Source organism: Corynebacterium sp. MSK195, from assembly GCF_030228885.1.
Taxonomy (GTDB): domain Bacteria; phylum Actinomycetota; class Actinomycetes; order Mycobacteriales; family Mycobacteriaceae; genus Corynebacterium.
In genome coordinates this window covers 70,946-97,817 of the sequence record NZ_JASPGT010000004.1, presented here as the reverse complement: position 1 = coordinate 97,817, position 26,872 = coordinate 70,946, and the positions used below count along the sequence as shown (strand labels likewise).

Genomic DNA, 26,872 nt, shown 5'->3' with positions numbered 1-26,872 from the left:
GCAAAGCAGGCTCTGGGCGGCGATTTTTATCTTCCCGGGCTACCCGTTGCTAGCGCCAGCGATTCCACTACTGGGGCGACCGAACGCCGATTTTCTCACATAGTTTCCGTGACCTTTGTTAGGCTAAGACACGCAACATGGGGTGCCGCACATGGTGCGGCTGAGAAATACCCATCGAACCTGCACTCAGTTAGAACTAGCGAAGGGATAGTTGTGGATTATGCTTTTCTGCGCGCACACGACGCTGTGCGCGAGTCCACGCCGCTTATTCAATGTTTGACCAATAAGGTCGTCAGTAACGTCACCGCCAATGCCCTGCTGGCCATCGGGGCTAGCCCGGCGATGGTCGATACGCCGGAGGAATCGCGCGAATTCGCGCAGGTAGCCAGCGGCGTACTCATCAATTGCGGCACGCCCAGCTCCGAGCAATACGGCGGCATGCGCGAGGCCATCGCTGGGGCGAGGTCCGCGCAAACCCCTTGGGTACTCGATCCGGTAGGTGCCGGCGGCCTGAGCCAACGCACCGAATTCATGCGCGAAGTGCTGCCACTTGGCCCGGGCGCAATTCGTGGCAACGCATCAGAAATCATCGCCCTCGCAGGTACCGGGGAAGGCGGCCGTGGCGTCGAATCTACCGATGGCGTGGAAGCCGCCTTGGACTCGGCAGTAGCACTTTCCCGGGATACCGGCGCCGTCGTGGCTATTTCCGGCCCGCGGGATCTTATCGTCCATGTCGGCGATACAACGCGTGCCGTCTACCTCGAATCAGGGCACCCGATGCTCCAAAACGTCATCGGTACTGGCTGTTCCCTCGGTGCTATCTGCGCCGCATATCTGGCCGCGTGGGAGGATCCTTTCGAAGCGATCATCGCCGCCCACGCGCACGTTGGCGCAGCAGGTAGCGTGGCCGCCGAAAAGCACCACGCCCCCGGCTCCTTTGCCGTTGCTTGGCTGGATGCGCTCTACGATGTTCCGACCGCGGATATCGAGGGCCTGGTCAAGCTCACTGACCTAGAGGAGGTTTAAGTGTCTATTGACTGGACGCTCTACCTGGTCACCGATCCAGATCTGGCTGGCGGGCGAGACAACGTGGTTTCCATCGTGCAGGAAGCTGTACGCGGCGGTGTTACCGTTGTCCAGCTCCGGGACAAGGAAGCTAGCGATGAACAGATCGAGCGCACCGCACGCGAATTGCTTGGCGTACTGGGCGATGTCCCGCTATTCATCAATGACCGCGTAGAGGTGGCCGCAAAACTCGGCTGCCACCTGCACATTGGGCAGGATGATATGGCTTTTCGCGAGGCCCGGGAGAAGCTGGGTGAGGGACAGCTTATTGGCTTATCCATCGGCAGTCACGAGGAGCTTGCTGCTATTGCGGACGATGCGCGCCCAGATGTCATCGGCATCGGGCCCGTGCATTCGACTGCAACGAAGAAAAACGCCCCAGCCGGCATGGGTACGGTTGCGGCCGCAGCACTCGCTCGCGCCGCACGTGAGCGTGGCATCGCGTCCGTCGCCATCGGCGGAATCAAGACCCATAATGCGCACGAACTGGCGGGCAGCGAGTTTGCAGGAATTTGCGTAGTCAGCGACATCATGGCGGCCGATGACCCCGCAACAGCCGCCGCCCACCTTAAGGAGGCTTTCCATGGCTAAAGGGATCTATCCCCGAGTACTGTCCATTGCCGGTACTGATCCCACCGGCGGAGCCGGCATTCAAGCCGATTTGAAATCCATCTCTGCCGCAGGCGGCTACGGTATGAGCGTCGTGACGGCGTTGGTGGCTCAAAACACTCAGGGTGTTCGCAGCGTCCACATACCACCGGTGGACTTTCTGCAGGAGCAGCTAGACTCCGTCATCGACGATGTGGAGATTGATGCGGTAAAGATTGGCATGCTTGCCGACGCCGCCATTACCGCCAAGGTCGCAGACTTCCTGCGGCGCCTGCCGGACGATGTCCCCGTGGTACTTGATCCGGTAATGGTTGCTACCAGCGGAGATCGCCTGCTGGAGAAGGAAGCAGAACAGGCCGTGCGCGATCTCTGCTCCCAGGTGGATCTCATCACCCCGAACTTGAAGGAATTGGCAGTCCTTACCCAGACGGACGAGGCGAGCGACCTAGAAGAGGCGATTGCCACGGCAAAGGAGTGGGCAAAGGCTGCTAATACCGCGGTCGTCGTCAAGGGCGGGCACCTTCATGCCGACATCGCCGACAATGCGGTGGTCAATGCGGATGGGTTGGTACACCGCGTTGCCGCAAGCCGAGTGGACACGAAGAATACGCACGGAACTGGCTGTTCCCTTTCTTCTGCCCTAGCCACCCGCCTGGGAGCCGGCGATAGCCCCGCGGCAGCTCTGGCGTGGTCCACCCAATGGCTGCACGAGGCGATTGCTAATGCGGATGCGCTTCACGTGGGCAAGGGACACGGACCCGTGGACCATCTGCACCGCTCGCAGCGTCTCATGCAGGCGGCCTCTACCCTGCCCCAGCCGTACTTATCCGGCAAGCTGGTAGAACCGGAAAGCGTCGACCAGCCCCGCGTTCCCGCAGTCGGCCCACACACGCAACGCCTGTGGAACCTAGCCGGGGATCACTGGGAGGCTATCAAGGCACTGCCCTTTATTCGGGCCTTGGGCACGGGAGCGTTGGAAAAGGATGCCTTTGGCTTCTACCTCGACCAAGATGCCCAGTATCTGAATGCTTATTCCAAGGCATTGGCTCGCCTCGCCAGCCAAGCCCCGGAAGCGGCACAGCAACTGCACTGGGCTGAGGGAGCGCATGATTGCTTGGCGGTGGAGGCCGAGCTGCACCGGGGCTGGCTCGAGAGCGATATCACGACCGCAGCCTCCCGGGTTACTAGCGCCTATACGGATTTCCTCATCCGCTCGACGCATACGGATGATTACGTGGTAGGTGCTGCGGCGGTACTGCCCTGCTATTGGCTGTATGCAGAGGTAGGCCTCCACCTTGCTGAATTTGATTCCCCTGAGCACCCCTATCACTCGTGGCTTTCCATGTACGGCGGCGAGGACTTCCTTAACGGGGTTCGCGCGAGCCTCGACATCGTCGAACAAGCCCTCGCCGGGGCGGATGAGTGCACCCGCCTCCGGGCCGAGCGCGCCTATATCACCGCCAGCCACCATGAGGTCGACTTCTTCGACCAAGCCGATAGGCGCTTTTAGGCCAGCAAGTCCGACCCAGGGCGCGAAAGAACGGCTACTAAGAAGGTGGAATGCTCCGAGAAGAGCTTCATGTCCCACGAGGAGAAAGTGAAGTCGACTCGGTAGCCCACCTTCTGCGCCATGTCGAGGAAATCAGAAAATTCCCAGCCACGGCCCTCGCCGAAGCCGGTGACGAGGCGACCACCGGGCTTGAGAGAATTATAGATATTGCGCAGAGCGGGCTCGCGGCCTTCCTTTGCTAGAAAGCCCATGACATTGCCGGCAGACACGGCGATATCAAAGGGACCTTCTGGCACCTCTTCCTCGCACAGGTCTCCCACGAACCATTGCCCCTCTGGGAAATCGTGCTCAGCGTGCTCGATGAGAATGGGGTCTACGTCGACGCCTACAACGCTATGGCCACGGCGAAGCAGCTCGCCGCCGACGCGGCCGGTGCCACAGCCGGCATCGAGGATGGTGGAGTTGCGCTCCACCATGGCGTCGATAAGCCGGGCCTCGCCATTGATGTCTTTACCCTGTGCAGCCAGCACCTTCCATTTGCGAGCAAAGTTATGGGAGTGCTCGGGATTAGCTTCGGTTACTTCTTTCCACGTAGGCATAGATTCGATTATATTACCCGGCTTCGGTGTAAGATTTACCCGCTGCGTAAAATCGCCGCCTGCCCATTGGGAAAATATCCGCACTACCGCGCAAAGGAGGCTGAAAAGATGCCATCCGTACCTTCACCCTTTAGGGGCCGCAAGAAACCCGAGCCTCCTAGTAAGCCCACTTCCCTGCTGGTACCACCGGAGCGCGCCATCGAACATTGCCGCGTCTTTGTGGATGGCGAGGCGCTTCCCGGGGAGTATTCCACCAGCTCCGCTCTGGAAGCCATTGAGGAATACGGCCGCGGATTTATTTGGGTGGGCCTGCATGAGCCCTACGAGTCCCAGATGACCAAAGTGGCCTCCCAGTTTGGCATCCACGAACTCATCGTAGAAGACGCCGTTATGGCCCATCAACGCCCTAAGCTCGAACGCTACGATGATCAGCTCTTCGTGGTCGCGCGTTCGGTGAACTACCGCGATCATGACGAGGTCACGGATAAGCGCCAGATCATTTCTACCGGCGAGATCCAGATGATTATGGGCTCCAACTTCATCATCACCGTCCGCCACGGGGCAAAGCTACCCAACCTGGCATATACGGTGGAAGATGAGCAGGACCTGGTGGAGCTCGGCCCAGTGGCCATGGCCTGGAAGATCCTGGATATGATGGTGGACCGCTACTCGGAGATTTCCCGCCTTATCAGTATCGAGGTCGATGAGCTGGAAGAAGAAATCTTTACCCCGAACCTCAAGTTTGATGTAGACCGCATCTACATGTTCAAGCGTGAGGTGCTGGAGATGAAGCATGCCATTGACCCACTTTCGGTGGCACTGAAATCCATGGTCTCTGACCACAAGGATCTAATTTCAAAGCAACTGCGCTCCTACCTGCGCGATGTCAACGACCATGAGCTCGTGGTCAAGGACCAAGTATCCAGCTTCGATGAGCGCCTTACCTCGCTTATCGACGCCTCGGTAGCCAAGGTAACGATGCAACAGAACTCGGATATGCGCACCATTTCCGCGGTCGTAGGCATGTGGGCCGCGCCTACCCTGGTGGCGGGTATCTACGGCATGAACTTCGACATTATGCCGGAGCTACACTGGGCGCTGGGATACCCCATGGCGATTATCATCATGATCTTGGTCGTTGTGGGCCTGTGGGCTTGGTTCCGAAAGAACCACTGGCTCTAATCCCTCCGGTACGCTGGTGCGCTATGAGCGATATCACTGTTTATGGCGCTACCGGGCTGGTCGGCCAATTGGTGGCGCGCTACCTTGCCTCGATTAACGCGCCCTCTGTGACTCTGGCCGGCCGGAACCGACCGGTGCTAGCCACGCTGCGCGATGAACTCAATCCGCACTGGGACATCGCCATCGCCGCCGCCGATGATGCCGCCGCTGTGGAGCGCATGGTGGAAGGTACCAAGGTGCTCATCACCGTGGTCGGCCCCTACAGCCTGTATGGCGGCCACGTCGTTGCCGCCTGCGCGCGCCATGGCGTGGACTATGTTGACCTCTGCGGTGAGGTTCCCTTTATTCGCCGCAGCATCGATTCCCACCACGCCACCGCCCAATCCACGGGTGCGCGCATCGTTCACTCCTGCGGCTTTGATTCCGTGCCCTCAGATATTGGCATGCTCAATCTCTACCAGGCGGCAGGAAAGCCGTTTGCACGAGTACAGATGGTCGTCGACAAGCTCAAAGGCGGAATCTCTCCGGGCACCATCGAGTCTTCCCTGCAGGTCTCGCATGCTGCGCACGCGGATAAAGAGGTAGCCCGCAACCTGCACAATCCTTACTCACTGGACCCGGATCCCAAGGCCGGGCCACGCTTAGACGGCCTCCAGAAGGACTTCGAAATTAAAGAGCTCGACGGCGTGGGCTGGGTAGGCCCCTTTTTCATGTCCATGTTCAATACCCGCGTGGTGCGCCGCTCTAACGCTCTGCTGGGGCGCGCGTGGGGCACACGCCTGTTTTACAAGGAAGCATGGTGGGCTGGCACCGGTCTTCTCGGTCGCGCACGCGCCTATGGGCTGGCGCTCGCCACCAAGATACTTTTTGATGGCACTCAGTCGCGCCTGCGCCCGCTGGTGGAAAAGGTTCTGCCCACACCCGGACCTCGCGGTGCGCATTTCCAAGTCAGCCACCACGGCATTACCGAAGATGGCGAACGCTGGCGAGCAACTGTGTCAGCACAAGGCGACCCAGGCTATGAAGTCACCGCCATGATGCTGAGCCAGGCTGCGCTCTGCTTGCTTGATTCGCGCTCCGGTACTAACCGCGCAGGCGGCGTACTCACCCCGGCCACCGGACTTGGAAAGCCTTATCTGCAGCGGCTTTCCGCCCACGGCATGTCTTTTACCGCCGCTCGGGTGAACTAGCGCAGAATCATTGTGCGCAAGGTGGTGCGGGCGATAAGCTCGCGGCCTTGCCGCATCTCGACGCTCCACACATGGGTGCGGCCGCCTAGCTGCACTGGCGTAGCCACGGCTTCTAACTCGCCCTCACCTGTGGATCGAATAAAGTCGCTGGAGTTATTGACGCCGACCGCGGGGGCGTCGGCAGCCGCCACGCTGGCAATGGAGGCCACGGTTTCTGCGATAGAGCAATACAACCCGCCGTTGGCTACTCCCCAGGGCTGGTGATGCTCCGGCAGCACCTGCAGTGTCGCCCGGGCCTCGCGCGGGCCCACGTAGGTGAACTGCAGTCCTAGCAATGCCGCAAGGCCGCCGTTTAAGGCATTGAGAGACTCCAGTTCTTCTGCATTGAGCACTCGCGTGTGCGCGAGGTGGAGCAAGTCATTGAGTTTCTGCGTATCCGACATAGTCCACCAGCCTAGCCATTGATGCCAGCCTCGCATCCTAGTGACGTAGGATAGGCAGCATGACTGATAAGAATGAACTTGCTCAGATTGGCGTCGTGGGATTGGCGGTCATGGGTTCTAATTTGGCCCGCAACTTTGCCCGCAACGGCAATACCGTAGCGGTGTATAACCGCAGCCCTGAAAAGACTCATGCACTCATTGAGGCCCACGGTGAAGAAGGCAACTTCGTGCCTTCGGAATCCATCGAGGACTTTGTGGCTTCTTTGGAGCGCCCACGCAAGGCAATCATCATGGTCAAGGCTGGCAAGGCCACCGATGCGGTCATCGATCAGCTGGCCGAGGCCATGGATGATGGCGATATCATCATCGACGGCGGAAATGCCTTGTTCACTGACACCATTCGCCGCGAGAAGGACGTAGCCGCCCGCGGCAAGCATTTCGTCGGCGCCGGAATCTCCGGCGGCGAGGAGGGCGCGCTCAATGGCCCCTCCATCATGCCCGGCGGCCCCAAGGAGTCGTGGGACACCCTCGGCCCGATTCTTGAGTCCATCGCTGCGAATGTGGACGGCACCCCGTGTGTCACCCACATTGGTCCCGACGGCGCCGGCCACTTTGTCAAGATGGTCCACAATGGCATCGAGTACGCCGATATGCAGGTCATCGGAGAGGCTTATCAGCTGCTGCGCTATGGCGCAGGCATGGAGCCGGCCGAAATCGCAGAGGTATTCCGCGAATGGAACTCCGGCGACCTTGATTCCTACCTCATTGAAATTACCGCCGAGGTTCTGGCCCAAAAGGATCCGGAGACTGGCGCCCCGCTTGTCGACGTCATCGTGGACGCCGCCGGCCAGAAGGGAACCGGCCGCTGGACTGCCATCAATGGATTGGAGCTCGGCGTTCCGATTACCGGTATTGCCGAATCCGTCTTCGCCCGCGCGCTGTCCTCCTCCACCGCGCAGCGCAGCGCCGCACAAGAAGGCCAGCTTCCCGCCGGCACCATCAAGGCGCTCGATGTGGACAAGACTGAGTTCATCGAGGATGTCCGCCGCGCACTCTATGCCGCCAAGCTCATTGCCTACTCCCAGGGCTTTGACGAGATTAAGGCAGGTTCCGAAGAATTCGGTTGGGACGTTGACCCGCGCGATCTAGCAACCATCTGGCGCGGCGGCTGCATCATCCGCGCCAAGTTCCTGGATCGCATCCGCGCAGCCTATGACAATAATGCGGACCTGCCCGCCCTCATTCTCGACCCCTACTTCAAGGGCGAGCTGGAAGACCTCATCGACCCTTGGCGCCGCGTGGTCGTCGCCGCTACCCAGCTGGGACTTCCAGCACCGGTATTTGCGTCGTCCCTCTCCTACTACGACAGCCTGCGTGCCGAGCGCCTGCCGGCCGCTCTCATTCAGGGCCAGCGCGATTTCTTCGGCGCCCACACCTTCAAGCGCACCGACAAGCCGGGCACCTTCCACATTGAGTGGTCCGGTGACCGCAGCCTGACCCAAACTGACTAGATTCGCAGTGACGTGTTCAGGGGCCCTTCGGGGCCCCAATCACGTTTCCGAGCAGGTCTTTCCCGTTGAATGCGGCGATCCGACACGCTGCCGATAGGATGGGAAAGCGATGACTACTTTTGCCGATCTCGGCCTTCCCCAGCGCCTGGTGCACGTTCTGCGCAACCAAGGCATTACCGAACCGTTTCCTATTCAAAAAGCCGCGATTCCCGACGCCCTCGCAGGCAAAGACGTACTCGGCCGCGGCCCTACCGGGTCGGGGAAGACCTATACCTTTGGCCTGCCCATGCTCGCCCGCCTTGCCGGAACAGGTGCATCGAAGCCTGCTCATCCCCGTGCGCTCATCCTCGCCCCCACCCGCGAGTTGGCTACTCAAATTCACCAGCGCCTTGATGAACCTGCGGCAACGCTGGGCTTAAGAGTGCTCGCTGTCGTGGGCGGGGTAAATATTAATCACCATATCCGCTCCCTCGCCCGCCCCGTTGATGTTCTTGTTGCTACCCCTGGCCGTGCCCAGGATCTCATTGACCAGGGCAAGCTGCATTTGGATGCGGTCCAGATTACTGCACTAGATGAAGCCGATCAGATGGCCGATATGGGCTTTTTGCCCCAGGTACGCAAGCTTCTGCGCCGAACTCCGGCGCAAGGCCAGCGCTTGCTGTTTTCGGCGACGCTTGACGGCGAAGTCAATAAGCTGGTGGAGCAATTCCTCCATGACCCGGTGGTCCACTCCACAGCCCCGGTGCAAGCTGCAGTGGATTCCATGTCCCATCACCTCTTTTTCGTCGGCGAGCGTCCCGCCCGCAACGAGGTGGTGCTGCGCATCGCTGCCCGCCAAGGCAAAACCATCATGTTCATGCGTACCAAGCACGGCGTGGACAGGCAGGTCAAGAAATTGCGTCGCTCCGGCATCAACGCTTATCCATTGCATGGCGATAAAGGCCAAGGCGCGCGTACCCGCGCAATCGAAGGCTTCGCCGATGGCAGCATTCCAGTGTTGGTCGCCACCGATATTGCCGCCCGCGGTATCGATATTGCGGACGTTTCACTCGTCGTTCACGTCGATCCGCCCGCAGAGCACAAAGCCTATCTCCATCGCGCCGGCCGCACGGCACGCGGTGGTGCTGCGGGTACCGTGATCACTTTGGTCATGGATGAACAACGCAAAGAAGTAGCCGCTCTCATTAAGAAAGCCGGGGTCACGGCTACGGAGCACGATATTTCTCACCGTGACAATCCTGCTGGCGCACCGATCCTTAAGGAGATTACGGGCGCTCGCAAGCCCAATGGCCCTGCCCTTCCCCCACCCGGGCAGGGCGCGCCCCAGAAACCGGCGAAATCTGTCAAGAAGTCCAACTCTCAACGCCGCCGCTCGGGCGGCAAAGTCGCCCGCCGCCGACGCCGTTAAGTCAAGGAGGTGAACGCTCATGCGCATCTTGAGCCCTGAGGACTGGAGTGCTCAACAGCATGAACACGAAAAGCAAGCCACAGACCGCTTGGAGCGCTTCCGGCATCCTGGCAGCTACCACCCTGTTTTCGATTTTCTCTTTGAGTACTACCCCGTACGTCCCTCTCACCTAAAGCGCTGGCACCCGGGTGTAGGAACTGCGCTAGCAGGCACTCCTCCGCACGCTGAATGGCGGGATTACCACGCCACCTCAGAAGGCATCACCGTCGACCTCGCCAGCTTTCTAGAGCGTCGAGGTGACTCGGTTCGCTATATCTCCAATCTGCTTCGGCGTTCCGCTACCAATCCGGTCCACTTTGACTGCTTCGGTCTGCATGAATGGGCAATGGTCTACCACACGGATTCCCCGCGTCATTCGCTGCCCTTGCGGCTCGGTGCGGACGGCACCAACCGGGTTGTCGATGAGCACTCAATTAAGTGTTCTCACTATGATGCTTTCCGGTTCTTTACCCCTCCCGCTCGGCCTCTTAACCTCACTGTCCTGCATCGTGAAGATCAGCCCAACAATGACCAGGCAGGCTGCGTACACGTCACGATGGATCTATATAAGTGGGCCTGGAAGCTGGGACCACTCGTACCAGGCGAACTTTTCCTTGAATGTCTGGATTTGGCGATTGAAGCGCGCATCCTTGACATGGAGGCATCTCCTTATGACTGCCGTGATTGGGGACTTGGCGTGGTACCCATCGAGACCCCTGAGGGCAAGGCCGAGTACGTCTCGAGGCAAAGAACGCTGGCGCTCACAGCTAAACCACTGCGAGACCGGCTTGTCGCTGTGATAGATCAAGCACTTGCCCCGCTAGAATGAGCCACTAACAACGGCAGTTTGTTTGGGAGGAAGACACCACATGGCACGGCATTCAAACGGGAAAAATAGCTTCGCAGTAGCGGGATGGGTTATTGCGGTGGCTATTATCGCGCTACTGGCCATAATTGCCTTGGTGGTCTTCCTTTTGCGCGGCGCAGGCAATCACGACGGCGAAGACTCCGCCGCACCCGCCGCAGTGGAAAGCAGCACCGAAGACGCACCGGAGACCAGTACGACAGCTGCTTCCAGTGCTTCCACCTCCGCTGCCCCCAAGAGTTCTTCCCCGAAGAGCTCCGCTCCAGCGACGAGTTCCGCAGCAGCTCCCAAGGCCGATGTGACGATGGCGGCAAATACGCTCCTGCTTCTGGATACATCTTCGGCCATGGCGCCGATGTACGGCCCTGTATCCGAAGCCTTGGGCACCACTGCTTCTGACCTAGCCGCTGACGGCGGGGCAGTCTCGTTGTGGAACTACTCCTCGCCTATCTCTGAGACCGCAACGGTTGGCTTCCGCCAAAACCTAGGCTTTGGTGATGGCAACGCTGTATCCGGAACGCTCGGTGGCTTTGGAACTGGCGGTGTTCCACAAACACGCAGCGCCGTTGTAGCAGCTATCGCCAATGCCGCCGATCAAGCCGCAGGAACTGGCGACAAGGCACGCGTGGTCGTGGTAACTACTGGTACCGAGCAGGACATGGATGATGCGCAATTCACGTCCGCTCTTGAAGACGCCGCCTCCAGGGACGTTTCCCTCAGCGTCGTTCATGTCGGTGAAGGCAATGTCGATGCCGCACTGAAGTCCGCAGCTGATAGCTTCACCTCTGTTGACTCAGCCGATGAGGCGACGGTCTCTGGAGCAATTAATCAGGCCGCAGGGGTCTAATACGCAACTCTTCCTTGCCTATGGCACCGAACGACGCCTCGTTCGGTGCCTTTCTTGTCAGCCTATTGTGACTAGTGCTCTCCTACACCGCGGAACTAGGGGCACTGCACCAGATATAAACACAGAGTCGGCTCGGGTACTAAGCCTGGGCTGGACTTCGATCCCGCGAGGCCACACAGCGCGGAATAGGCTGTCTTGGATGGTGCACTCATTGCGATAGAGATCAAAAATCCACCCTGCTTCCCCGTGAGCTGGGAAGGAGGGTGGATTCTGTGTGGACGAGCCTAGGAGCTCTTGCGCTTGCGACGAGCGGCCAACTCGTCGAGGCCGACTACATTGTCTTCGGCGAAGTCTTCGATGCGCTCCGAAGGGAAGGAAGAAATGGTGCCGGACAGCTCCTTCAAGATGCCCGGAACTGCAATGCCGAAGACGCCTTGGCCGCCGGCGAGCAAGTCAATGACCTCATCGTTGGAACGGCACTCATAAACGGTAGTGCCGTCGGATACGAGGGTGAGCTCTGCTAGGTCATTCACACCACGATCCCGCAGGGACTCAACTGCCAATCGGATATTTTGCAGAGAGATGCCGGTATCCAGGAGGCGCTTCACAATCTTGAGCACCAGTACATCCTTGAAGGAGTACAGGCGCTGGGAGCCGGAGCCGCGCGCCGTGCGGATGGAAGGGTTGACCAGGTTGGTGCGTGCCCAATAGTCCAGCTGGCGGTAGGTGATACCGGCTACCTGGCAAGCGATGGGAACGCGGTAGCCCACCTCTTCGTCAGGTCCGACGTCAAAAAGCGATTCCTGTACGTAGGTGGATTCGGACTGGGAGTCCTCGTTAATGCTCACGTAATTACTCCAATGGGGTTTGTTGGAAGTTCTAAAGATCAATTAAAAGCCAAGCGCATACGCCCGTCAAGCGCTGCTTGCTCAACTGTCAAGTACAACTTTAGACTTCTTCAACCCCATTGTCACCATTAGTCACACGCGTGTCATTAACTTTTTTCGTCGTCATCCCCCGATAGGAAATCCTTTTCCTCCATACCCAAAGACCTCATCATGGCTTCAAAGTCCGCATCTGCCTGGGCATTTCCCGACGCCGAGGTCGAGGAATCATTGTTTTCGCTGGCTGGTAGATTATCGCCTGCGGCGTGGGTGGAAATTTCCAGGTCGAAGTACTCTTTCACGTCTGCATCACTGGCATATACGGAAACCTGGGCAAGGAGATCCGCCTCGGCTGAAATGGGGACGTGGAAATATTCGGATACGGCAAGTGCGTCGCTCAACCGAGAGTCATAAACCTCTCCGTTCGGAGCCTTAATATCTACCATGAACGTTCCCTGGTGGTAGTTGGCAATTTCAATGGCCTCTACCCCGCCAGCACCCTCTAGTACCTCGCAGATAAGATCGTGCGAGGTGGGACGATTAGGCTGGTGGCCGTCTAAAGCGGCAGCTAGTTGCATGCCTTCAATCGGGGAGATCCACACGGGGATCAACCGGTTCTCTTCCGGCCAGCGCAGCACAGCGCACACATCGTCTTCGGGGCCTACCTGGTGGATACCGTGAAACTCTAGGGATACATCACTCATAAATACCACTCTCCCACAAACGCGGGATTACGTGTGTATTAGGAGTGGTATTCGTCGCGCAGATCCGACTTCACCAGAGTTGCGTGCAAGGAGACCACTAGAGCGGTCATTTGCTGGGAGATTTCCTCTGCCTTCTGATGCGCGGTATCAGAGTTTGAGTGTGCCACGGGAGCTGCCGCCTGGGAAATCAAATCAGCCTGCCGGCGGGCGTTATTACGCAGGGACTTGAGTTCACGGGCGCCAAAACCAAAAGCTTTGAGGGCCACCGCGGCAGAGACAATGGCTACGTCGTCGGTATTGAAAAAGCCTGCGGCATCCGGGCGGATGAGGCCATATTTAACCAAGGAAGCTACATCATCTTCACTGGCACTAGCTTGGGTAGCTACCTCTACATCAGTCAGGCGCGTGACCGCAGGGGCCCTAAACTGCTGCGGCGAGAGTAGGGTTTCTGCATTTCCCGCAGAAACAATGGCGGTCACCTGGCCGGAATCCATGGCTTCTAGCTGCTCGCGGATAACCTTCAGCGGCGTATAGTTATCGCGCTGAGTGGTGAGAATATACCGCAGTCTGTCCACGTCTTCTTGGGTGAAGCGGCGATAGCCAGAGGCCGTGCGCTGTGGACTAATGAGCCCCTCAGATTCGAGGAAGCGAATCTTAGACACCGTGACATCTGGGAATTGCTGATTCAGCGTTTCCAAAACCACGCCAATGGACATGGTCTTTGGCTTCTTAGCTTTAGGGCTGGTGCGGCGTACTGCTGCTGCCGAAGAATCTGCTGCGCTCACTGTGTCTATCTCTTAGGGGTACTGAAAGTTCTTATCGTGCCATAAGTAGACTACACCGCCCCTCCTAGTAAGGAAGCGCGGCTAGTCTACGTAAAAAATTAGCTCTGGTTAGCGATGAAAACCAAGCGGAACTTGCCAATCTGGATTTCGTCTCCCACCTCGAGCACCTGGGTGTTGCGGGGCTCGCGGTTAACGTAGGTTCCGTTCAGGGATCCCACATCAACTACCTCAAAGTTGCCGTCATCATTCTTGCGAAACTCCGCGTGGCGGCGGGACACCGTAACGTCATCGAGGAAGATGTCTGCCTCAGGGTGGCGGCCGGCGGTAGTAGTCGCCTGATCCAACAAGAAGCGGGCACCTGCGTTCGGGCCACGCTTTACCACGAGGAGGGCTTGACCTTCCGCCAGATTGTCGGTGCCGGCAACGGTAGCATCATTGCCATTCGCGCCGTTTTCCATCTCCTTGAGCAGGTCTGCGCGGAATACAGATGTGGTCTCTACCTGTGGTTCCGGGGTTCCGGTGTTCTCGCTCATTGTTACCTCCGGGGATTAGTTACGAGTTACTTATAACAATACTAGCGACTCATTTGAATCCGTGACCCCTTCGCGGGGAATTATTTCACCGGAAAATGTTTCCGATGCCGCTCAGCACGGAATTTCCCTTGCCCGCAAGGGGGTTATCGGACACCATGTAGGTCCATGTAGCACTCGGACGAGCGAGGCCGGCGTCATCGAGGTGTGCCCCGGCGGCGTCGATAAGCACTGTATGGAAAGTCTCCACAGACTTGTCTACGGCCCTCTGAGCCAAGTCCTTAAACTCCCTCACCGCAATGCGGTGGTACTCGTCGATTGGCGTCTCCCGTGCGATGGCGCGCAGATGGATCGACTCGCGCACATCGTCCATGAGCTCTAGGTGGTCGGCCCAGGCCAAGTCCAAGTGATACAGCATGATTTCGCGCGCGGCCTTGATGCGGGCTTCCTCTGGAACCTCCGATAGCTCTGCTGCACGCTCCGGAGCACGTTGGGATAGTTCCTGCCACGCTTGATCAGTATCCAACAGCTTGGCTCGGCGCTCATCAATAATGATGCGCTGATCAGCTAGGAGCTGGTTATACTTCCAGGTCTGGGCATGAATTTCGAGTAGTTGGCCCTCGGTCACGCGCTGGCAGTGTGCCACGAAATCACTTACTCGCTTGGATTCAATGCGCCCATCTTCTGCCGGTTGAGCACGCACAGTCTCGCCGTCGCCGCCTTGCTGGACCACATCATCTTCGAGGGAGACGAAGAATAGGGATAGGCCCGGATCGCCTTGCCGACCCGCACGGCCGCGCAACTGGTTATCCAAGCGGGCGGTGCGGTGGCGGGAGGTACCGATAACCGCCAAGCCACCTAACTCCGCTACTGCATCATGGTCAGCTTCGTTAGCACCGCCCAGCTTAATATCGGTGCCGCGCCCGGCCATCTGAGTAGAGACGGTGACGCGTCCAATATCGCCGGCCTCGGCGACGATCTGTGCCTCCTGCTCATCATTTTTGGCGTTGAGTACATTGACTTCAATGCCCCGCTCGCGGAGAGCATCCGCCAGATCTTCCGACTCGGCTACATCCTGCGTGCCCACAAGGATGGGTTGCCCCGTGGCGTGAATGGTGGCTATTTCCTCCACGATGGCGGCAGATTTATCATCGACGGTCGCAAAAATGCGGTCTTGCTCATCAAAGCGCTGCAGCGGCTTATTGCGGTCAATCACGGATACATGAAGATCATAGAACTGCCGCAGCTGATCGGTCGCTTCCACCGCGGTACCCGTCATGCCGCACACAAGTGGGTAACGTCGCATAAGTTCTTGCAGCGTGATGGTGTCGAGGATGCGCCCACCTTCGGAAACCTCGAGGCCTTCTTTGGCTTCTACTGCCGCTTGGAGCCCGTCGGGCCAGCGTTGTAGGTCTGCGACGCGGCCCCGGGAGGCGTCGATAAGCTGCAGCTTGCCATCCACCACGATGTAGTGGATGTCCCGGATAAGCAGGGCCTTTGCATGCAGGGCGAGGTTAACCTTCACCAAGATGGTGCCGATGTTTTCCTCCGAATAGAGCGAATCAATGCCCAATTCCTGCTCCACGCGGCGGGCACCAGTCTCCGTCAGTTGAACGGTGCGGCCGTCCTCAGAGATGGAGTAATCCAGCTTCTCGCGCAAACGGGAAACCACATTGGTGATGTGCCCGGTGGGGGCCTCACCTGGCCGATTTCCGGCCAGCACCAGGGGCACAAGGGCCTCATCCACTAGGACAGAGTCGGCCTCGTCTACGAGGGCAACGTCGCCGGCGGCCTGCACCGTGTGGGAGCGATCAGTAATTTGGTTATCACGGAGCAGATCAAAGCCCAGTTCGTTGACCGGTGCGTAGATAATATCCTGCGCGTACGCAGCGCGTCGCTCATCCGGTGTCATGCCCTCCGTAACCGAGGCAACGCTCAATCCAAAGAACTCCACGACAGGACGCATCCATTCGGCGTCGCGGGCGGCAAGATAGTTATTGACGGTGACAACGTGGACGCGTTTGCCAGTCAACGCGAAACCCGTAGCCGCCATGGCACCCACCAAAGTTTTGCCTTCGCCGGTGGCCATTTGGATGACGTCTCCGGTAAGCAGGCGCAGTACGGCTTGGGACTGCACATTGAAGGGATGCATCCCTAGGGTGCGCTCGCACGCTACTGCTAGGGCCGCGAGGAACTGCGCCTTATCCGCAATCTCGCCGCCTGCAACGGCATCGCGTGCAGCTTGGGCTACAGCTGCGTCGTCCTGCTGGCCCAATGCCCGAGCCGCTTCATCGGCTGAACCCACGATGGCCTTGGATTTCTTATCGTTACGCTCGCTTTGCGAGCCCATTGCTTTCCAGAACCAATCGAACGCGCCCATACCTCATCCTCCTTATTTGGATTGCTCCTATCGACTGTAGTCAACCTGGTATGGCTTGCGGGTAAGAGGCCCGTTATTGTAGTTCTCATGCAATCCGTCAATGTTAAGCTGCCTTCGAGCCGGGGAACCGAGATGGCCGGAACCATCGACTTCCCGGATTCTCCCCCGATCGCCTATGCCATCTTTGCCCATTGCTTCGCCGGCTCGCGCCACACTCCCGGTGCTGCCCGCACCGCGAAGCAGCTCACCGAGTTCGGCATCGCCACTTTACGTTTCGATTTTCCCGGTCTTGGCCAGTCCGCCGGAGAATTTGGCGATACTACCTTTAGCCAAAATGTTGATGATATCCATGCCGCTGCCGCCTGGCTGACGGAGAACTACTCTGCTCCACAATTGCTCATGGGCCACTCGCTCGGTGGCGCCGCTGCATTGAAGGCGGCCACCACCATGAAATCACTTAAGGCGGTAGCCACCATTGGCGCGCCCTTTGATCCTGCCCACTCCGTGCTTCACTATGCGGACAAAATTGGCGAGGTCGACGCCAACGGAGAGGTGGAAGTAATCCTCGGTGGCCGCGGCCTTATCATTTCCCGCAAGTTCCTCGAGGACTTGGCCGATACCAACCCTGAGGAGTACCTGCCCAAGCTCCGCAAGCCGTTGATGGTGTTGCACTCACCCATTGACCAGACGGTGGGCATAGACAATGCGCAAAATATCTTCCTGCTCACGCGCTACCCCAAATCCTTGGTTTCCCTGGACAAGACCGATCACCTGCTCACCAAGCAGGGCACGGCAGCCCGCGCTGCGGATCTCATCGGTGCGTGGGCCGAGCAGTTTATCGTTCCTGATTACCGCCCGGAGGAAGTAGGACCCGACGCCGCCGTTGCGCAGCCGGCCACCGGCACCAAATTCGGCGTGGTCGTCCGCCATAATGACCACAACCTCAGTGCCGACCGCACGAAGAAGAATGGCGGCAAGGGTAAGGGCTTTACCGCAGAGGGCCTTGTTATGTCCGCGCTGGCTACGACCGCCACCCAAGCAATCAAGGATGCCGGCAAGAGGCTTGCGCTTGACGACGTCCACGTGAGCATCACCCAAACCGGCCCCGCTAGCTTCGAACGCCGCATCGAGCTTGCCGGAAAACTGTCAGCGGAAGAAAAGTCCGCCCTGCGCTCTGCCGCGAAGGACACCGATGTTGAGCGCATGCTCGGCAACGTCACCATCGTGGACGTGGACGCGCACTAATGGCAGCCTTTGATCCCTCGCGCCGCTGCCCGTGCGGCACCGGCCTGACCTACGGCGAGTGCTGTGGCAAGTACCATGCCGGCACCAACGCCCCCACCGCGGAGGCGCTCATGCGCTCGCGCTTTAGCGCCTTTGTTACTGGCGACGAAGCCTATCTCCTCCGTACGTGGGATCCCGATACTCGCCCTGCAACACTCGACTTGGCTGATTCTCCCGTCCGGTTTTATCGCCTCGATATCCTGGACACCCAAGCAGGCGGATTGCTCGATAATTCCGGCGTAGTGGAGTTTGAGGCCTTTTATAAAGGCGCGGCCGTTGGCTCACAACGCGAACGTTCCTCGTTTCGCCGCGTCGGCGGCGCTTGGGTGTACTCCAGCGGCGAGTTTTAGCGCAGGTTACACCCCAAATTTCACAGTAGAATCCTACTGATGTAATCTAGACAAGTCGCACAGTTCGACGGCGGGCTATGGCGCAGTTTGGTAGCGCACTACACTGGGGGTGTAGGGGTCGCAGGTTCAAATCCTGTTAGCCCGACAAATATTCAGCCGGCACCGTGAAGGTGCCGGCTTTTTCTATTCCGCGTTTACACTGCAAGCAAGATCGCAATTCCCAGCAGAATGAGGACCGTGGGAAACAGCACGCTTTCCCACTTTTCCAGTGCTTCTGCAATGCCCGGCCGCGTTGCCACAAACCGCGCTGCCCACACTAAGGGCGCCACGAGGATTACGAAGACCACGCAATAAGTCGCAACCTCAGCCGGCGTAGAGGTGGTAAACACTGGTACATAGACGCCGATATTGTCGCCACCGTTGGCAAAGGTCACCCCGGCTACCGCAAGTGTGCTCAGCCTCTTACCCGAAGCATCCTCATCGTCATCCTCACCCCGGAATGCTTGCCACGCTGCCCATAGGCCTAGAAGCAATGGAATGAGACCAAAGTAGCGAATCAATTCCTCAGGTAATACGGCATTTAAGCCCAATCCGACAATGGCCGAGGCCGCTAGTATGCCGAGAAATCCCACATACTGACCTACCAGAATCGCCGGCGTCGTGCCCTTGCGACCAGCACCACGGGCGAAGAAGAGGGACAACACCACAATGTCATCGATGTTGGTGGCCACGAATAGTCCAGTAGCCGCTGCGAGAGTAGTAAGCACTTTCCTACCTTACCGCGTCATGACACTTGTCATGAAAATGTGCTGACAGATCCTATTCATCATTTTTGCTGGCTACGGATACTTTCCAGGTATGAGAACTACAGATCCATCAACCGCACAACCGCTGGCTATAGACGTATCCGGAGTCAGTAAAACCTTCGCCACGAGATCCTCCCATCCCGTCCATGCGCTCAGCGAAATTTCCTTCAGCATCGCCCAAGGCGAGATCGTAGGCCTATTAGGCACCAATGGAGCAGGCAAAACCACCCTTTTTGACCTCATCCTCGGGCTTACCACCCCCACCTCCGGCAGCGTTTCCGTGCTTGGACACACACCGCACACCGCGATCCGCGCGGCACAGATTGGCGCCGTGCTGCAAACCGGTGGCCTGCTACCCGAGCTCACAGTCTTGGACACCCTAAAGATGATTTCCTCTACCTTTCCCCATCCCCTTCCCATCGGAGAAGTTGCCAAACAAGCAGACCTAGACCGGATCCTGCACCGCCCAGTAGGAAAATGCTCTGGTGGCGAGCAACAACGCGTGCGATTCGCCCTCGCTCTTTTAGGCAATCCCCACATTTTATTGCTCGATGAGCCTACAGCTGGCATGGATGCTCAAGCGCGCCACGAGTTCTGGTCCACCATGCACAGACAAGCAGAACAGGGACGCACCATTGTCTTCGCTACGCACTACCTCGAAGAGGCAGACAATTTTGCAGCAAGGATAATCCTCCTGCATGAAGGAAAGCTGTGCGCAGATGCTCAGGCCACAGAACTGCGCGAACAGTCAGGCAAGCGCATAGTCGAGGCAAAGTTCGACGGCACACCTTTAAATGCGAAAGAGCTACCCACCGTCGCCGAGATTTCCTTGTCTGGCACTCACGCCCGGATGACCACCCGTGACTCCGATGTACTTGCGAATTACCTTCTCAATCACACCACGGCCCATGACCTGACTATTCGCAAACACTCCTTAGAGGACGCATTTCTTGCTTTGACAGCGTCCCAGTCCTAGCCCGTCGCTCCGTTGGCTACTTCGCGAAAGGAACATGCCATGACCACACAAGCTGCAACGACCAGTGCGCGCACTCTCCGGTTTGCCACTCACAACCTGCTGCGCCTTCGTCGCAACCTTACTCCCCTCTTTTTCAGCACCATCTTGCCGGTATTTTTTTACCTCCTCTTTGGCACCATGATGGATTTTGGTGATGCCCCCTTTAAAGGAGGAAACTTCGCCGCCTTAGAGATGATCAGCATGGCCCTTTACGGCGGCGTGGCAGGCTCCGTATCTGCCGCTGGCTCCGCCGTAACAGATGCGAAGACTGGGTGGGCGCGTCAATTAGCCCTCACTCCCCTGCACCCACGACAGCTTCTGTGGGCAAACCTCATATCAATCGGCTTTCAGGCACTGCTCCCCATCACCGCGGTATTTATCACCGGCGCCGTGACACAAGCCTCGATGCAACCACCCCAGTGGATTTTAGCCTTCATCGCTTGCGTCCTAGTTTCCATTCCCTTTGGCTTTTATGGCTTGGTGTGGGCCATGGCTTTGCCCACCGACAATTCTGTCGCAATCGCCTCGACCTCCGTTGTCCTCTTCCTCTTTGCCGCCAATGTATTCACTCCACTTACTGAGCCGCTGATGGAATTGGGCCGCTTCACTCCCCTCTTTGGCCCGGTTGTGCTCGCCCAGTGGCCCCTTGCAGAAGGCATGCAGTTTCTTAGCGGGGAGGAAGGCACCGTGTCGCACCCCATGTGGGCCGCATGGTTAAACTTCGCGGTATGGACGACCATCTTTCTCGCCGCTTGCCTGGTGCTGCGCTCCCGCGACAAGGCGCGCCGCTAATGGGCCCCTTTCGCGATCCGTGGCGCGGTTTTAGCCTTAATAGCGCTCTTTTCGCCAGCGTATGGTTGGTCTTCCTCATTCCCGGGTTGGTGATGACCTTTGCCGCGCCGGGAACGACGCTCGCTGAACGAATTGGGGCATCTGCGTGCGCTTTAGCGTTTAGTGCCGTCTACTTCTTTTCTTTTGGCGCTGTGGGCTACTACCCACGCGGATGGCGGTTAGGACAGCGGATCGGGCTCTACTGGGTGTCACTCGCGGCCATCGCAGCGATATCAATTTGTTTCTTCGGGATAATAGCCGTCACGTTTGTGCCCTACCTTGCGGCGCTGATCGGCTTTAACCTTTCTCTACGCCGAGCATTAGCGCTTACCCTGCTAATGGGGACCGTGCTCGCCACCACCACGTGGTTCTTCGCTCCTGAAAGCACCGGCTGGGCCCTGATAGTCCTCTTCGTCTGGCCAATACTACTAGTGCTGCTAGGTACATTTTCCCAGCGCGAAGATAGCCGCGCTGAATTGAAGCATGAATTGGACTTGGCACGCCAACGCGAGGATATCGCTACCGATGTTCACGATCTCTTGGGCCACTCTTTAACCGTTATCAACCTCAAATCAGAGCTTGCCCGGCGTCTAATAGATTCGGATCCGCAACGGGCGCAGCAGGAGCTCCAGGAGGTGAGCATGCTTTCTCGGAGAGGCTTGGCGGAAGTCCGCTCCACAGTAACCCGGATGCGCATGCCCACTTTTGAAGGGGAAATCCACGCGACTTACAGGGCTCTCGACACTGCCGGCATTGAGTCGTACTTGCCCTCTGCGGCCAAAAGCGCTGGGCTTTACGACGCCGAATTTTCCTGGGCCCTGCGTGAGCTAACCACAAACGTGGTCCGGCACTCAGGCGCAGCGCACTGTTGGGTTCAGGTGACAGACCACCAACTCCAAGTGGTAGACGATGGCTGCGGGTTTGACGCTGACGAAAGTCTTTCTCGTGCCCACGGTGGGATTGTCGGTTTGCGCAAACGTATAACAGATGCTGGGGGACAGCTGCTTTTTGCGCGCCGCAAGGGCTGTACTCTGGCCTTGGTTACTATGAATGGCGATACGGACTTTCTTCCTCTTACTACCGCCGGAGGCTCAGGCAATGACTGATCCCATCCGAGTTCTCATTGCTGAGGACCAATCATTGGTGCGTGGGGCGCTAGTTGCCCTCTTGGAGACAGAGCCAGATATCAGCGTTGTGGCTGAGTGTGCAACGGGCGCGGAGGTTGCGGGGCTCGTCGCCAAGCATGGCGTCGACGTTGCGCTACTTGATATTGAAATGCCCGGTAAGAACGGTCTTGATGCGGCCGCTGAACTTGAGGGCACGGGTTGCCGCAGCCTGATTGTCACGACCTTTGGGCGCAGTGGCTACGTCAAACGTGCTTTGGAAACAGGCGTAGCTGGCTTCGTAGTCAAGGACACCCCACCCGAACAACTTGCCGAAGCCATAAGGCGAGTGCACGCCGGTCTAAAGGTCATCGACCCTGCACTGGCCCAAGAAACTATTTTCACGCCCGACAATCCACTAACCGCACGCGAAAAGGAGATCGCATGTCATGTCTTGGAGGGAAGCGACACCCGCCAGATTGCCGGGCATCTTCACCTGAGCACTGGCACAGTGCGCAATATTGTCTCATCGCTCATCGCCAAGACAGGAACTGGGAACCGCTTTGAAGCAGCAACTACTGCACATGCCCAGGGATGGATATAGAAAAAGGAAGCCCACTGCGCGGCCCCTTTTGCTTGGCTTCCTATTCTGGCTGCTTTAGCTCAAGAACATTGACCATGCCCTGAATGACTACGTCCATCACCTTGGAAGCTAGGTTGAAGTAGAAATCAGCCGAGTGATAGCGCAGGGCTCCTACAGTACTCAACTGCGAGAGGCCGTGGATGGAGGCCCACAGCGCCGCAATCTGGGTAAAGAGAATCCATGGAGATCGTGGCCCATTCGACTCGGAAATGGCATCGCGCACCAGATTCATGATGTAGGTAAAGGCCTTACCCATATCAAATGGCTGTTCAGTATCGCCGGGTTCATCGAAAGAGACGGGGACAATCGAGCGGCTTGATACCTCGATAAGGGCGACGAAGCCGACGGGGTCTTCCAGCGCATACTCCAAATATCCGAATCCGGTTGCCTTAATATAATCCAGCCCGTGGGATCCTTCTGGCACGGCCTGGTTCTGGCGCATGATCGCTAGCGTATTGGCTTCATCCAAAGACTCTTCCAAAGAACGCAGCAGGTGAGAATTACCATCGAAAAGATGCTCTGCGTCTGCCAAATCTACGCCTGCTCGGGCAGCAGCTGAGCCGAGATGCAAGCTAGGCAGACCGTTATAGACAATCTCTTCGGCCGCACCACGGAAGATGGCTGCACGCTTTTCCTCAGCCGTAGACTTTGGCATGTCCTTTGCTGCTGTAGTAATCGGTTCCGCTGGATCGCCAACGAGTGCTAGCGGTTCAAAGGGCGCAATCTCCCCGTCACGCAAGCTATCTTCCAACCCAGAAAATAAAGTCTCAATGCAAGCATTGAAGGTCTGCTTCTTCGCCGTGGGCGAGAGATGACGCATAATGCCGAACGTGGCCAAGTGAGTAATACCCTGCAACTCAGACAGGAAAGTAAGGGCTTGGAGCACTACCAAGCGGTGATCAAAATCGCCGCGTGCTGCAATGGCGGCTTCCCGCATGTGTTCAAGAATCCAGCGGAAGGTGGGCGGGAAGGCATCAAAGCTTTTCGCCTCTTCGATGCCGTCCTCAAAGTTGGGAAAGCTCGTTGCCGTCTCACAGTTGTTATAGGCGGCGAAGTAAGTGGGGTTATCAACAGCCAAGTTGAAGTAGACCTTGGCAGACTCGCGAAGTTTCTGAATCGCGGTCGCGTCATCCGGCAATTTATCGAGTGCATCGTAGGCCGCTACTCGGAGACGCTCATCCAAGAACCGGCTGGTCTGAATGTAAAGGTCGTGGTCATCTTCAAAGAAAGACTTAGCTTCATCGACTGGAACAGCGATCTGCTCCGCCACAGCACAAACCTTTAAAGCGTCGCGCCCGCCCTTAGCCAGGATACGGGCACTTTGTTCCAGCAAGCGCTGCTTAGTGGAGCCCGCATGGGAAACGGTGCCTTCAAGATTGTTCACAAATATAATCCTAGCGATTTCATGCAAAATTGCTTGGGATACGTTCACTTTATAAGTTGAGTCACCCACGAAAAGGTGGGAGCGCCTATATAGACCTTTGCCAGCTTTATGTCGCTGGTCTTTATATAGCTTTGGCCCCAGCCCTTGCGGGCTCGGGGCCAAAATAGAAGGTAGCCATTCGCCCTATAAGCGGGCGAAGCTATTTACTCGTTGCCGATCTTGCCGTCAGCTGCGTCACGAGCCTTGTCGATCTGGTCAGCCTTGTCCTCGCCGAGCTTGCCCTTAGCTACATCAGCTGCCTTGTCCAGGCCCTTGTCGCTGAGCTCTTCGCCCTTGTCGGAGTTCAGTGCGTCCTTTGCCTTATCGAAGATACCCATGTGGTTATCCTTTCTTCTAGTTCTAGCTTTATCTAAAAGCTGCCGTGTCCGGCAACACACCCCAACGTACCGACACTTGAGCCAACATGCCACCGAAAAGTTCTTTAGGTCACTAGACCAAATAAGTTTTACTACTCCATATCCAAGTTGCCCTCAGGGGTATGCGGACACCCCCGCAGCCTAACGAGCACCCAATAGGGCCTGCTGCTTTAGCCCGGCCCTAGCTATGCTTAAAGAAAAGCAGTGAAGTATTTTAGCCAAAGGCCAATTTTCCTAAGTCTTGCAAATGATAGCGTTAGACGGTATCGACGATTCTCCGACGAAGGCACTGCACCATGGCTTCCACTAACCCAGCGCGACCATCTACTCCGGAGACGGGCATGGAATTCTTTGGCTTAGTATGGCCGGGCAAGGAGGCAGCTCGAGCAGCAGCTAGCACCCCTCTGCCACGCCATTTCACGCGTGATTCTGCACTCAGTACAGCTGTCGGTGCGGACAACGCGATTATTGCCGCAGATAATCTTCCAGTACTTCAGGAACTTGCCAGCCGTGGAGAGCTCTTTGACGTCATTTACATAGACCCTCCCTATAACACCGGCAAAGACTTTGTCTACCGCGACAATTACCGTTTGCGCCGGCAGATGCGCTCGGGGAGCTATGCAGAGTGGCACTCGCAATGGTTATCTATGATGCTTCCCCGGCTCATCTTGGCCCGGCAAGTATTGTCAACAAATGGTTTTATTTTCGTATCCATTGGAGAGGACGAAGTAGCCAATACCCGCAAGGTACTCGATGAAGTTTTTGGAGAGGAGTGCTTTGCCGGCCAATTGATTTGGAAAAAAGCCGGCACCGGCAAGAATGATTCTAAGTACGCGGTGGTAGAGCACGAATATATTCTGAGCTACGCTCGGACTCCTGAAAATCCCGGTTTCAATGTCGATCTCCAGGGCCATACTTCCACCAAATACAACCATGAGGATGACAAGGGGAAGTACTCCTTGGTGCGTTTGGACTCTAAGACCCTCGGGTACCTTCCCTCCCTCGACTTCCCTATCTCCGGCCCCGACGGCAAGGAATACTGGCCGGACCAGCCGGTGGGAAAAGAAAAAGTCGCCCGTTGGCGCTGGGGCCGGGAAAAGGTTGAACAGCGCTTCGATGAGCTCGTCTTCCGCCGAGGGTTTGTTTATACCAAGAACTATCAGAAGGTGGGAGCGCGCCCACGCTCCATCTTGGACGGCGAGCGCTTTGGGGTGACCCGCACTGGCAGGCGTGATGCTGAAGACGTCATGGGGATAGAGGGCGTTTTCGAGTTTCCCAAACCGGTGCGCTTGATTAAGCACCTCATTTCCATTGCGGGTGGAAAGGATGCGCGCGTCCTTGACTTTTTTGCGGGCTCCGGCACCACTGCACAGGCGGTAGTTGAACTCAATAACGACTATGGGGGCACTCGGTCTTTTCACCTTGTGCAAATTCCAGAGCCAACCTCCCCGCGTAGCGCTGCTCATCGCGCGGGCTTTTCTACCGTGGCAGATATTTGCATTGAAAGGGTGCGCAAGGTCCCAGGCGCATCCTTTCAGGTCTATCGCCAGGACTAAGTCTGTGCGGTACCGGACGGGCGACCGGGAATGCCGAAGAAGTCTAGGACGCGGTCGGTAGCGAAGAATTTGCCTACCTCATTGTGCGCGTCCGCTGTACCACCAGGCCATACGTGTGAGCCTCCGGCGATACGGATGTGTTCCAGCGGTGCGGTACAGCCGCTCCACTTCATATCGAGTGCATTGTTGACTAGGCGGGTCGTATCGACCTTGGTAGAGCAACCATTGCGCTTACGGTCCTGTTCCAGCACCGATTCCACGGAATAGTACTTGGTCTTATGGCGCGTTCCACCGTAGTAACCCACCACGGGGTCCACGGTGCCGTGAATATCCAATCGACCCACGGGGGAATGAGCACAGTCTTTAAGAATATCTTTGTAGTAGGCAGCGGAAACGGTAGCCACGGACTTAAAAACATCGGGCATCTGGCAGGCCAGGTAGGCGGCAAACCCGCCGCCGTTCGACATGCCGGTAGCAAAAATCCGGGAGTCATCTACCCGATACGTTGCTCGAACGGCATCAATGATGTCGCGAACAAATTTTTTATCTTCTGTTGTTGACGTCTTGGCATAAGGAGCAGGGCTCCAAGCTTTCTTTTTACCTTCTGCGAAAACAGTGATGGCATCAGCGGCGTCGAGGCGGGAATAGCCGCGGAGATTCTCGGCAGATTGTCCCCAGCCTGGAAAAGCCAGGACGATGGGCCACTTTTTATCCCCCATGTAGTCCTTGGGCAAGCTAAGGATAAAGGAGCGCCCCGATGGCAGATTAACGGTGGTATAGCTTCCTGGCTCGGGTCCGCTTAGCGGTGCAGAGGTTGGAATCCCTAGGTTTTTCGTCTCAGTTGGGACTGCTGGGGGCGCGGAGTCGGGCGAATCGGCCGAACATGATGCGCCGGCAACCGCAAGGAAACTCACTGCTACCGCACCAACCAGG

At 57.6% G+C, this 26,872-nt stretch carries 27 protein-coding genes and 1 tRNA gene; 17 read left to right on the top strand and 11 right to left on the bottom strand.

Going from position 1 to position 26,872, the window contains the following annotated elements; translation table 11 throughout:
- Positions 1-213 precede the first annotated feature (213 nt).
- The 3 genes from thiM to QP909_RS05615 are packed head-to-tail and all read left to right on the top strand — an operon-like array spanning position 214 to position 3,184.
- Entirely contained in the window at positions 214-1,026 is an 813-nt protein-coding gene (gene thiM, locus QP909_RS05625) for a hydroxyethylthiazole kinase (RefSeq protein ID WP_284766467.1), read from the top strand.
- Entirely contained in the window at positions 1,027-1,656 is a 630-nt protein-coding gene (gene thiE, locus QP909_RS05620) for a thiamine phosphate synthase (protein ID WP_239278828.1), read from the top strand.
- Positions 1,649-3,184, top strand: a complete 1,536-nt coding sequence (locus tag QP909_RS05615; RefSeq protein ID WP_284766466.1) for a bifunctional hydroxymethylpyrimidine kinase/phosphomethylpyrimidine kinase — start codon at positions 1,649-1,651, stop codon at positions 3,182-3,184. The genes thiE and QP909_RS05615 overlap by 8 nt, the downstream gene beginning before the upstream one ends.
- Here QP909_RS05615 and QP909_RS05610 read toward each other — a convergent pair.
- Positions 3,181-3,783, bottom strand: coding sequence for a class I SAM-dependent methyltransferase (locus QP909_RS05610; RefSeq protein ID WP_284766465.1), 603 nt, complete (start codon positions 3,781-3,783; stop codon positions 3,181-3,183). The genes QP909_RS05615 and QP909_RS05610 overlap by 4 nt on opposite strands.
- Before the next feature lie 108 nt (positions 3,784-3,891).
- On the opposite strand from QP909_RS05610, the gene QP909_RS05605 reads away from it, so the two are divergent.
- The gene (locus QP909_RS05605) at positions 3,892-4,965 is read left to right on the top strand and encodes a magnesium and cobalt transport protein CorA (protein WP_239278831.1); all 1,074 of its coding nucleotides are present in this window, start codon (positions 3,892-3,894) and stop codon (positions 4,963-4,965) included.
- A 23-nt stretch (positions 4,966-4,988) separates the two neighbouring features.
- Positions 4,989-6,155, top strand: coding sequence for a saccharopine dehydrogenase family protein (locus tag QP909_RS05600; RefSeq protein ID WP_284766464.1), 1,167 nt, complete (start codon positions 4,989-4,991; stop codon positions 6,153-6,155).
- Here QP909_RS05600 and QP909_RS05595 read toward each other — a convergent pair.
- Complete coding sequence (locus tag QP909_RS05595) at positions 6,152-6,598, bottom strand: PaaI family thioesterase (RefSeq protein ID WP_239278834.1); 447 nt, start codon at positions 6,596-6,598, stop codon at positions 6,152-6,154. The genes QP909_RS05600 and QP909_RS05595 overlap by 4 nt on opposite strands.
- 59 nt (positions 6,599-6,657) lie before the next feature.
- Between QP909_RS05595 and gnd the strand changes: the two genes are divergently transcribed.
- The 4 genes from gnd (at position 6,658) to QP909_RS05575 (ending at position 11,268) form a co-directional block, all read left to right on the top strand.
- On the top strand, positions 6,658-8,109 hold the full coding sequence (gene gnd, locus QP909_RS05590; RefSeq protein ID WP_284766463.1) for an NADP-dependent phosphogluconate dehydrogenase: 1,452 nt from the start codon (positions 6,658-6,660) through the stop codon (positions 8,107-8,109).
- 109 nt (positions 8,110-8,218) lie between these two features.
- The gene (locus QP909_RS05585) at positions 8,219-9,517 is read left to right on the top strand and encodes a DEAD/DEAH box helicase (protein ID WP_284766462.1); all 1,299 of its coding nucleotides are present in this window, start codon (positions 8,219-8,221) and stop codon (positions 9,515-9,517) included.
- Between the two features lie 19 nt (positions 9,518-9,536).
- On the top strand, positions 9,537-10,385 hold the full coding sequence (locus QP909_RS05580) for a 3-methyladenine DNA glycosylase (protein ID WP_284766461.1): 849 nt from the start codon (positions 9,537-9,539) through the stop codon (positions 10,383-10,385).
- 40 nt (positions 10,386-10,425) lie between these two features.
- Positions 10,426-11,268, top strand: a complete 843-nt coding sequence (locus tag QP909_RS05575; protein ID WP_284766460.1) for a hypothetical protein — start codon at positions 10,426-10,428, stop codon at positions 11,266-11,268.
- Between the two features lie 284 nt (positions 11,269-11,552).
- On the opposite strand, the gene QP909_RS05570 is transcribed toward QP909_RS05575, so the two are convergent.
- The 5 genes from QP909_RS05570 to secA2 all read right to left on the bottom strand — a co-directional run bounded on the left by QP909_RS05570 (position 11,553) and on the right by secA2 (position 16,551).
- Complete coding sequence (locus QP909_RS05570) at positions 11,553-12,116, bottom strand: MerR family transcriptional regulator (RefSeq protein WP_204609122.1); 564 nt, start codon at positions 12,114-12,116, stop codon at positions 11,553-11,555.
- Positions 12,117-12,262: 146 nt separating this feature from the next.
- On the bottom strand, positions 12,263-12,856 hold the full coding sequence (locus QP909_RS05565) for a bifunctional nuclease family protein (protein ID WP_284766459.1): 594 nt from the start codon (positions 12,854-12,856) through the stop codon (positions 12,263-12,265).
- A gap of 38 nt (positions 12,857-12,894) precedes the next feature.
- A complete protein-coding gene (gene ftsR / locus QP909_RS05560; protein ID WP_284766458.1) occupies positions 12,895-13,641 on the bottom strand; it encodes a transcriptional regulator FtsR in 747 nt (248 codons plus the stop codon).
- A 98-nt stretch (positions 13,642-13,739) separates the two neighbouring features.
- Complete coding sequence (odhI, locus tag QP909_RS05555; protein ID WP_284766457.1) at positions 13,740-14,174, bottom strand: oxoglutarate dehydrogenase inhibitor Odhl; 435 nt, start codon at positions 14,172-14,174, stop codon at positions 13,740-13,742.
- Between the two features lie 85 nt (positions 14,175-14,259).
- Complete coding sequence (gene secA2, locus QP909_RS05550; RefSeq protein WP_284766455.1) at positions 14,260-16,551, bottom strand: accessory Sec system translocase SecA2; 2,292 nt, start codon at positions 16,549-16,551, stop codon at positions 14,260-14,262.
- An 87-nt stretch (positions 16,552-16,638) separates the two neighbouring features.
- On the opposite strand from secA2, the gene QP909_RS05545 reads away from it, so the two are divergent.
- The 3 genes from QP909_RS05545 (at position 16,639) to QP909_RS05535 (ending at position 18,330) form a co-directional block, all read left to right on the top strand.
- Positions 16,639-17,796: an alpha/beta hydrolase family protein gene (locus QP909_RS05545; protein WP_284766454.1), complete on the top strand. Its 1,158-nt coding sequence runs from the start codon at positions 16,639-16,641 to the stop codon at positions 17,794-17,796.
- Positions 17,796-18,185 (top strand): YchJ family protein, encoded by a 390-nt coding sequence (locus QP909_RS05540; protein ID WP_284766453.1) that lies wholly within the window; start codon positions 17,796-17,798, stop codon positions 18,183-18,185. The genes QP909_RS05545 and QP909_RS05540 overlap by 1 nt, the downstream gene beginning before the upstream one ends.
- 71 nt (positions 18,186-18,256) lie before the next feature.
- A tRNA-Pro gene (locus QP909_RS05535) sits at positions 18,257-18,330 on the top strand.
- A 49-nt stretch (positions 18,331-18,379) separates the two neighbouring features.
- On the opposite strand, the gene QP909_RS05530 is transcribed toward QP909_RS05535, so the two are convergent.
- Positions 18,380-18,952 carry a cadmium resistance transporter gene (locus QP909_RS05530; RefSeq protein WP_284766452.1) on the bottom strand — a complete coding sequence of 191 codons (573 nt, stop codon included), beginning with the start codon at positions 18,950-18,952 and terminating at the stop codon, positions 18,380-18,382.
- 91 nt (positions 18,953-19,043) lie between these two features.
- On the opposite strand from QP909_RS05530, the gene QP909_RS05525 reads away from it, so the two are divergent.
- Genes QP909_RS05525 through QP909_RS05510 form a run of 4 tightly spaced genes read left to right on the top strand, consistent with a single transcriptional unit; the run spans position 19,044 to position 22,544 of the window.
- On the top strand, positions 19,044-19,967 hold the full coding sequence (locus QP909_RS05525; protein WP_284766451.1) for an ABC transporter ATP-binding protein: 924 nt from the start codon (positions 19,044-19,046) through the stop codon (positions 19,965-19,967).
- A 39-nt stretch (positions 19,968-20,006) separates the two neighbouring features.
- Complete coding sequence (locus QP909_RS05520; RefSeq protein ID WP_284766450.1) at positions 20,007-20,798, top strand: ABC transporter permease; 792 nt, start codon at positions 20,007-20,009, stop codon at positions 20,796-20,798.
- Entirely contained in the window at positions 20,798-21,943 is a 1,146-nt protein-coding gene (locus QP909_RS05515; protein ID WP_284766449.1) for a sensor histidine kinase, read from the top strand. Before QP909_RS05520 ends, QP909_RS05515 begins: the two co-directional genes overlap by 1 nt.
- Positions 21,936-22,544: a response regulator transcription factor gene (locus QP909_RS05510; protein WP_284766448.1), complete on the top strand. Its 609-nt coding sequence runs from the start codon at positions 21,936-21,938 to the stop codon at positions 22,542-22,544. Before QP909_RS05515 ends, QP909_RS05510 begins: the two co-directional genes overlap by 8 nt.
- A 40-nt stretch (positions 22,545-22,584) precedes the next feature.
- On the opposite strand, the gene QP909_RS05505 is transcribed toward QP909_RS05510, so the two are convergent.
- On the bottom strand, positions 22,585-23,967 hold the full coding sequence (locus tag QP909_RS05505; protein ID WP_284766447.1) for a TetR/AcrR family transcriptional regulator: 1,383 nt from the start codon (positions 23,965-23,967) through the stop codon (positions 22,585-22,587).
- A 203-nt stretch (positions 23,968-24,170) separates the two neighbouring features.
- Positions 24,171-24,344: an antitoxin gene (locus tag QP909_RS05500; protein WP_284766446.1), complete on the bottom strand. Its 174-nt coding sequence runs from the start codon at positions 24,342-24,344 to the stop codon at positions 24,171-24,173.
- 335 nt (positions 24,345-24,679) lie between these two features.
- Here QP909_RS05500 and QP909_RS05495 point away from each other — a divergent pair, with 335 nt between their 5' ends.
- Positions 24,680-25,939, top strand: coding sequence for a site-specific DNA-methyltransferase (locus QP909_RS05495; RefSeq protein WP_284766445.1), 1,260 nt, complete (start codon positions 24,680-24,682; stop codon positions 25,937-25,939).
- Here the strand turns inward: QP909_RS05495 and QP909_RS05490 are convergent.
- The gene (locus QP909_RS05490; protein ID WP_502868611.1) at positions 25,936-26,760 is read right to left on the bottom strand and encodes a CE1 family esterase; all 825 of its coding nucleotides are present in this window, start codon (positions 26,758-26,760) and stop codon (positions 25,936-25,938) included. The genes QP909_RS05495 and QP909_RS05490 overlap by 4 nt on opposite strands.
- Positions 26,761-26,872: the final 112 nt, after the last annotated feature.

What these genes read in the sequence shown, in the direction of transcription:
- QP909_RS05615 (WP_284766466.1), top strand. Translation starts at nt 1,649, where the DNA reads ATGGCTAAAGGGATCTATCCCCGAGTACTGTCCATTGCCGGTACTGAT.
- QP909_RS05610 (WP_284766465.1), bottom strand. Translation starts at nt 3,783, where the DNA reads ATGCCTACGTGGAAAGAAGTAACCGAAGCTAATCCCGAGCACTCCCAT.
- QP909_RS05605 (WP_239278831.1), top strand. Translation starts at nt 3,892, where the DNA reads ATGCCATCCGTACCTTCACCCTTTAGGGGCCGCAAGAAACCCGAGCCT.
- QP909_RS05600 (WP_284766464.1), top strand. Translation starts at nt 4,989, where the DNA reads ATGAGCGATATCACTGTTTATGGCGCTACCGGGCTGGTCGGCCAATTG.
- QP909_RS05595 (WP_239278834.1), bottom strand. Translation starts at nt 6,598, where the DNA reads ATGTCGGATACGCAGAAACTCAATGACTTGCTCCACCTCGCGCACACG.
- gnd (WP_284766463.1), top strand. Translation starts at nt 6,658, where the DNA reads ATGACTGATAAGAATGAACTTGCTCAGATTGGCGTCGTGGGATTGGCG.
- QP909_RS05585 (WP_284766462.1), top strand. Translation starts at nt 8,219, where the DNA reads ATGACTACTTTTGCCGATCTCGGCCTTCCCCAGCGCCTGGTGCACGTT.
- QP909_RS05580 (WP_284766461.1), top strand. Translation starts at nt 9,537, where the DNA reads ATGCGCATCTTGAGCCCTGAGGACTGGAGTGCTCAACAGCATGAACAC.
- QP909_RS05575 (WP_284766460.1), top strand. Translation starts at nt 10,426, where the DNA reads ATGGCACGGCATTCAAACGGGAAAAATAGCTTCGCAGTAGCGGGATGG.
- QP909_RS05565 (WP_284766459.1), bottom strand. Translation starts at nt 12,856, where the DNA reads ATGAGTGATGTATCCCTAGAGTTTCACGGTATCCACCAGGTAGGCCCC.
- odhI (WP_284766457.1), bottom strand. Translation starts at nt 14,174, where the DNA reads ATGAGCGAGAACACCGGAACCCCGGAACCACAGGTAGAGACCACATCT.
- secA2 (WP_284766455.1), bottom strand. Translation starts at nt 16,551, where the DNA reads ATGGGCGCGTTCGATTGGTTCTGGAAAGCAATGGGCTCGCAAAGCGAG.
- QP909_RS05545 (WP_284766454.1), top strand. Translation starts at nt 16,639, where the DNA reads ATGCAATCCGTCAATGTTAAGCTGCCTTCGAGCCGGGGAACCGAGATG.
- QP909_RS05540 (WP_284766453.1), top strand. Translation starts at nt 17,796, where the DNA reads ATGGCAGCCTTTGATCCCTCGCGCCGCTGCCCGTGCGGCACCGGCCTG.
- QP909_RS05525 (WP_284766451.1), top strand. Translation starts at nt 19,044, where the DNA reads ATGAGAACTACAGATCCATCAACCGCACAACCGCTGGCTATAGACGTA.
- QP909_RS05520 (WP_284766450.1), top strand. Translation starts at nt 20,007, where the DNA reads ATGACCACACAAGCTGCAACGACCAGTGCGCGCACTCTCCGGTTTGCC.
- QP909_RS05515 (WP_284766449.1), top strand. Translation starts at nt 20,798, where the DNA reads ATGGGCCCCTTTCGCGATCCGTGGCGCGGTTTTAGCCTTAATAGCGCT.
- QP909_RS05510 (WP_284766448.1), top strand. Translation starts at nt 21,936, where the DNA reads ATGACTGATCCCATCCGAGTTCTCATTGCTGAGGACCAATCATTGGTG.
- QP909_RS05500 (WP_284766446.1), bottom strand. Translation starts at nt 24,344, where the DNA reads ATGGGTATCTTCGATAAGGCAAAGGACGCACTGAACTCCGACAAGGGC.
- QP909_RS05495 (WP_284766445.1), top strand. Translation starts at nt 24,680, where the DNA reads ATGGCTTCCACTAACCCAGCGCGACCATCTACTCCGGAGACGGGCATG.